The sequence below is a fragment of the Chryseobacterium koreense CCUG 49689 genome, assembly GCF_001045435.1.
Taxonomy (GTDB): domain Bacteria; phylum Bacteroidota; class Bacteroidia; order Flavobacteriales; family Weeksellaceae; genus Kaistella; species Kaistella koreensis.
Map to the genome: position 1 here is coordinate 1 of NZ_LFNG01000043.1, position 6,317 is coordinate 6,317.

Sequence of the window (6,317 nt, forward strand, 5' to 3'; positions counted from 1 at the left end):
TTCCTGTAAAAGTTATCCTCGGGCACCAGTGCATCCAGACTGAGCTGATAGAAGATCTTGGGTGTGTATTTTTTCTTTCCCTGCATAGGCTAATTTAAGGAAATAAATTTAGTTATACAATTGATTTACAGTGTATTATTGATATTCTTGCAAATTCTTATGATTGGAAAGGAATATGTATATTTGGTTGTGCAACAGGCACATTGTATTGCCAAAAGCGGGGTTGAAGTTATCCGTAGTCTATTTTGTTTGTTAATTTTAGTTTTGTTTAAGTATTACGGAAAGTGCAATTTAGCCCCGCCTTCGGCAATACTCGGCTCGTTACCAGCAACCCTAAAAGACGACACGACAAACAATAAAACCTAAATAGTAAGACAGGAAAATTGCCAACCCTTCGCAAAATAAAAAGAGCTGCAACCTAACGCACAAGCCGACACAAATTGCAGCACATTTTATTTTGCCCAGACTTACCCAAGCCCACCCACCACCCGACTGTTAGAAAAGTGAATATTCATTGTTGACAGTTATAAAAAACTTTATTACATTTGCCAATATTTGTCAAGTCAAAATAAGGCACTTTGAAAACGATAGGAACTACATTAAGAGAACTAAGAGAAACGAAAGGACTGCTTTTGCGTGAAGTTGGAGCCAAACTTTCGCTTGACCCGACTATTTTGAGCAAAATAGAACGAGATGAAAGAATGCCAACACGTGAACAAGTTAAAGCACTTGCAGACTTTTACAAAGACCAAAAGAATGAAGTAATCATAGCTTGGCTTTCAGACAAACTATATTACGAAGTTCAAGACGAGGACTTGGCATTGCAAGCAATGCAAGTGGCAGAAGAGAAAATTAAATATCAAAGTAAAAAGAAAAAATAATGAGTTCTGAAATAAGAAAACAAAGGCTTAAAGAACTCATTGCTCAATACAATCAGTTCAAAGAACAAGGGAGACTCGATCTTACTTCGGAAGAGACCATTAGAACTTGGCTGAATGATTTATTGACCATTTTTGGATGGGATGTTCGAGATACATCTCAAATTTTACAAGAAAAAGTTTTATCCAAAGCCGAAAAAGAAAGATTAATTGAAATTGGATCACGAAACACAAGACCCGATTATACTTTCAAAGTAGCAAAACAGAAATTAACGTTTCTTGATGCTAAGGACATTACCGTAAATATTGAGTCAGATGCTGATGCTGCATTTCAAATAAAATCATATGGCTGGTCTATTTTAGCACCTTGTGCATTTATTTCAAATTTTGAACAGCTTGCAATTTATGATTGTACTTACACACCTGAACAAGGACAAGCTCCGAATATTGGAAGATTGTATTTTACAATAAATGATTACGTAGAGAATTTTGAAATTCTTGATGAGCATTTACTTAAAGAAAATATATACAAAGGAAAACTTAATGAAATTTATTCTGCCACTCTCAGAGATAATAGGTATTTAGAAAAAATTTCTCCTGATCTAAAATTTGCCCAACAACTATCTGATTTTCGTTTACTTCTCGCTGGAGATATTTTGAGAAATAATGCTGCATACATTCAAAACAACTCTGCGAATCTTAGTTATATTGTTCAAGTCATTATAAACAGAATCTTATTTATAAGGGTCTGTGAAGCAAGAAAAGTCGAGGAAGATGGATTACTATTGAGTTATAGAGAAAATGGATTTTGGGATTCTTTCAAAAACTCTTCTTATTTTGAATTTTATGAGCATTATGATGGTCCATTGTTTGAACGCATAAATTCAATTCACAACCTGACAATATCAAATGTTGTATTTGATAATTTATTACAACATTTATATTACCCTTCCCCTTACCGATTTGATGTAATTCCTACCAAACTATTAAGTGACATCTATGAGATTTTCCTATCTAAAAAGATACTTATTGAAAATGAAGAAGTAAGAGATGAAATCAAGAGCGAATATCTAAAAACAAGAGGTGCAGTAAGTACGCCACAGTACATTGTTCAGGAAATAGTAAAAAGAACAATTCCAAAGAGAAAACTTTTAGCTGAGGGAATTGAAAATTTACTATCCAATAGAGTTTTGGATATTGCTTGTGGAAGTGGCGTTTTTGCCATTGAAGCTTATGACTATTTAGAAGACATTTTCAAGGAGTTGTATATTTCCTCTCCAAATCCAGATTTTACACAGTTTTTTATTCAAAATGACACGAATTTTTTCCTAAACTTAAAAGGTAAAAAGGCAATACTAGATAACTGTATATTCGGAGTTGATATAGATGCAGAGGCTGTAGAGGTAGCTAAAATGTCATTATCATTGAAAGTCATAGACTCATCTGAGCACCCTGAATCATACAACGAAATTGGACTCTTTGGAAGCAAAATTTTAAATGGAATTGGTAATAATATTCGTTGCGGTAATTCCCTAGTTGAATCTGATATTTTAGAAATTTTCCCTGCACTTGCCGATAACGAAGAAGAACTATTAAAAACGAATGTCTTTGACTGGAATAGTGAGTTCAATGAAATATTTGAACAAAAAGGAGGCTTTGACTACATAATTGGAAATCCACCCTATGTTGAGGTTAAAAATTACAATGCGGATTTGCCCTTTATGCACGCATACATAAAGGACAAATTTTCATCTTCAAAAAATGGAAAGGTTGACCTCGCAATTCCATTTATAGAAAAGTCAATTGATTTACTTAACGAACAAGGTAGATTAGGTTTTATTGTTCAAAAACGATTTTTCAAAACGGATTATGGGAAAAAAATTAGAAATATAATTTCTAGTTCTCGCCTCTTATCCTCGGTAGTTGATTTTGAAACAACTTCAATATTTAAAGGTAGAATAACCTACGTTTCTTTACTAGTTCTAGACAAATCTGCCCCAGAGAATTTTAGCTTTAAACTGTTCAAAGACAATATTGAAGCACTTCCTTCTGAATTAAGAGAATTAAATACACCTGATGTGTCTCCTGAAAATTATATTTTCCTGCCATCAACCGCAATAACCGAAAACCCTTGGAGTTTTGACGATAGTGAATTAATAGCCATAAAAACAAACCTGCTTGCAAATATTGGTACTCTCGGTGATTACGCAAATGTGAGAGTTGGAATTCAAGCTTTGTGGAATGAAGCCTACCATATCAGACCGATTCAAGTTGAGAATGGAATTATTACCGGAAAGTCACATTTAGAAAACAATTTTCAAATTGAATTGGATGCTTGCTGTGCCTTATTGCCAAATGAAAATTTTTATCCTTACAGAGACGATATTCCTGAAACATATTGCATTTTCCCTTACAGAGTTGAAGATGGGATAGCCTACGAAATCCCGTTTAGTGAATTTTACGACCAATACCCTTTGGCAGGAGAATATTTAAACCGAAATGAAGAGAGAATCAAACAGAATGTAGAAACCTACCCCGAGGAAAGATGGCACGTTTACACGAGAGCTAACAATATTGCAAGAAACTTTCCTAAAGTTTATATCCCAATGACAGCATTAGACACTTTTGCTGCAATAACTTTTTCGGAAAGGCATTATTGTGATAACGCAAATGTAAACTATGTAGAATTACCTGAAATAAATGAAGTAAACCTCTACGCTTTAGCTTCAATTATTAACTCTACAGTTTATTCTGTTTTGGCAAGGTCGATTGCAAACCCACAGTCAAATGGATATTTCAAGTTTAATAAACAATTTCTTGAACCAGTTCCCTTTCCAGGAGAAAACTTCAGAGAAAGGGAAGATTTAAAAACTCAGCTTTTTGAAATATCGAGAAGAATCGAAGGATTGCAAGTAAGGTATAAATCTTCATCACCCAACCAAAAAAGAGGTATTAGTGCTTTACTTCAAAGACAATGGGATTTATTGGATGATGTATGTTACCAACTCTATGGATTAAATGATGATGAAAGAGCATTCTTCAATGAAAGAAGTAGAAATATTGACAGAATTGAAATTCTAAATAACAATTGACAAATGAACAAGGATTTAAAAAATATTATTAATCAATTCAGTGATGATGAAAACACATTGAATAAGATTCTTGTGTCTATTTTCATCAATTCTAATTCACTGAAAGTTAAAAACAACAAGCTCATTAAGGATTTAATACTTAATAAGGAATCTCCACTTTACCATCATATCGTTTTTGCAACATATAAATTCTCATTTGATGAACTAATCGAATCATTTGAACTGGCAATTCCATCAAAGGATAAAGTTGTCAATGGAGCGGTTTACACGCCAAATTATATAAAATCCTTTATTGTAGAAAACAGTCTATCTAAAGTAAAAAAGCCACTTGCTGAAATTAAATCGGCAGACATTTCTTGTGGTTGCGGAGCTTTTCTTTTCACTGTCGCAAACAAACAGAAGAATGAAACACAAAGACCCTTTAGCAAAATATTTGAAGAAAATATATTTGGTTTAGATATCTGCCAGACTAGTATAAAGAGAACAAAAATCCTTCTTTCACTTTTAGCCATTTCACTAGGCGAAGATGAAAAGGAGTTTAAATTCAATTTGTTTTGCGGAAATGCACTTTCGTTTGATTGGGAATCTAATTGCAGTGCAATCAAGTCTAATGAAGGATTTGATTTAATTGTCGGGAATCCTCCTTATGTAAGAGCAAAAAACATTGATTTAGAGACTAAAAAATTACTGAGTAATTGGTCGGTAACAAAATCGGGAAACCCCGATTTGTATATACCTTTCTTTGAGATTGGTATAGAAAATCTTAATAAAAACGGTATTCTTGGCTATATAACCGTAAACTCATTCTTTAAAAGTGTAAACGCTAGAGAATTGCGAAATTACTTGCAGACGAACAAATATGAGTTGAGTATTATTGATTTTGGTGACGAGAAATTATTTGAAAGTAAATCAGCTTACACTTGCATCTGTTTTTTATCCAAAGAAAAGTCAGAATACTTACTCTTTAAAAAAGAAACAAGCAAAACCCTACAAAAAAACGGATTAGAAAAGTTCAATAAAATTCCTTTTAAAGATTTGGACTTTCTGAGAGGTTGGATAATTAACAACAAACAAATCGTTGAAAACATAAAACGAATCGAGAATGCTGGGGAAAGTTTAGGTTCTAAATACAAGATAAAAAACGGGATTGCCACGCTTAGCAATGATATTTATATTTTCAAACCGATTGCTGAAAATGAAAACTATTATACATTAATTCGTAACGGAAAAAAGTTTGAGATTGAGAAAGGTATTTGCAGAGACATAATTAAGCCTAACATTCTCAAATATGAACACGAGATAGAATCCGTTAAAGAAAAGCTGATTTATCCATATACAAACGGTATAACGCCTCTATCATTGATGAAAGAGGAGCAATTAAAATCAAACTTCCCAAAAGCCTACAAGTATCTTTCCTTTCATAAAGATGATCTTCAAAAACGAGATAAAGGAAACGGTGATTATGAAGCTTGGTATGCGTTTGGAAGAACTCAGGCTTTAACAGACAAAGGATATAAATTGCTTTTTCCATATATGGCAAAAGACCCTCATTTTGTATTTACTGACCAAAAAGATATGATGATTTATTGTGGTTATGCCATATTTAATGAATCAGTTGAAGAACTAAAAATTCTAAAGAGAATTTTGGAGTCAAAGGTTTTTGATTACTATATGCAGCATACGAGTAAACCCTACTCTTCTGGTTATTTATCGTATGCAAAAAATTATGTCAAGAATTTTGGAGTATGTGAACTAACTGAAAAAGACAGATATTTTTTATCAAACGGTGCGACCAAAGAAGAGGTTGATGAATTTTTGATAGAGAAGTATAAAATACAAATTTAAAGGCCAACGCATTTGGTGGCACATTTGCAAAACCGCACAAGCCCATCTCTAAAGCCATGTTTTGCAAAAGAGCCACCAAGCCAAGGCACCAAGTCAGACACGAAATGACAATGAACAAACACGACAGAAAAGAAGGGCAGCTGGTAACAGCGGTAACCGTTGCACAACTCTGATTTTATGAACAGCAGCGTGCAAAAACACTAAAAAACAACCTCTTTTATTCTTCTGCTTCGCTCAGAAACCAGATTTAAAGGAGGTTTTTATTTTTGCTGGTGAAAGTTTCCGGAATTTCGCGTGGGCTTAAATGAAGGATATGGGAGTCGTGGGAAAGAAGTTTTTCCAAAACCAGAACTTCCCTTTTGGAACGTTCATGATTTGGGCCTTGCGGTGGACTTTTCGGGTGGTGAACTTCAGGTATTTCTTCAGGTTGTAAGTCAGGGCAGCCATTAAAACGTGTTTGTTAGCCTGGGCCATCCCTCTGAAATTAATCCGCTTCATGTTG

At 33.8% G+C, this 6,317-nt stretch carries 3 protein-coding genes and 1 pseudogene; 3 read left to right on the plus strand and 1 reads right to left on the minus strand.

Translation table 11 applies throughout. From position 1 onward, the window contains the following. Nucleotides 1-578: 578 nt before the first annotated feature. Genes ACM44_RS14415 through ACM44_RS14425 form a run of 3 tightly spaced genes read left to right on the plus strand, consistent with a single transcriptional unit; the run spans nucleotide 579 to nucleotide 5,815 of the window. Nucleotides 579-881, plus strand: coding sequence for a helix-turn-helix domain-containing protein (locus tag ACM44_RS14415; protein WP_048500762.1), 303 nt, complete (start codon nucleotides 579-581; stop codon nucleotides 879-881). Further along, nucleotides 881-3,970: an Eco57I restriction-modification methylase domain-containing protein gene (locus ACM44_RS14420; protein ID WP_048500763.1), complete on the plus strand. Its 3,090-nt coding sequence runs from the start codon at nucleotides 881-883 to the stop codon at nucleotides 3,968-3,970. Before ACM44_RS14415 ends, ACM44_RS14420 begins: the two co-directional genes overlap by 1 nt. A gap of 3 nt (nucleotides 3,971-3,973) precedes the next feature. Beyond that, a complete protein-coding gene (locus ACM44_RS14425) occupies nucleotides 3,974-5,815 on the plus strand; it encodes an Eco57I restriction-modification methylase domain-containing protein (protein WP_048500764.1) in 1,842 nt (613 codons plus the stop codon). Nucleotides 5,816-6,115: 300 nt separating this feature from the next. Here ACM44_RS14425 and ACM44_RS14430 read toward each other — a convergent pair. Continuing rightward, nucleotides 6,116-6,317: pseudogene (locus tag ACM44_RS14430) on the minus strand (hypothetical protein); the annotation flags it as partial.

Excerpts from the sequence above, each read along its gene's own strand:
- ACM44_RS14420 (WP_048500763.1), top strand. The coding sequence starts at position 881 with ATGAGTTCTGAAATAAGAAAACAAAGGCTTAAAGAACTCATTGCTCAA.
- ACM44_RS14425 (WP_048500764.1), top strand. The coding sequence starts at position 3,974 with ATGAACAAGGATTTAAAAAATATTATTAATCAATTCAGTGATGATGAA.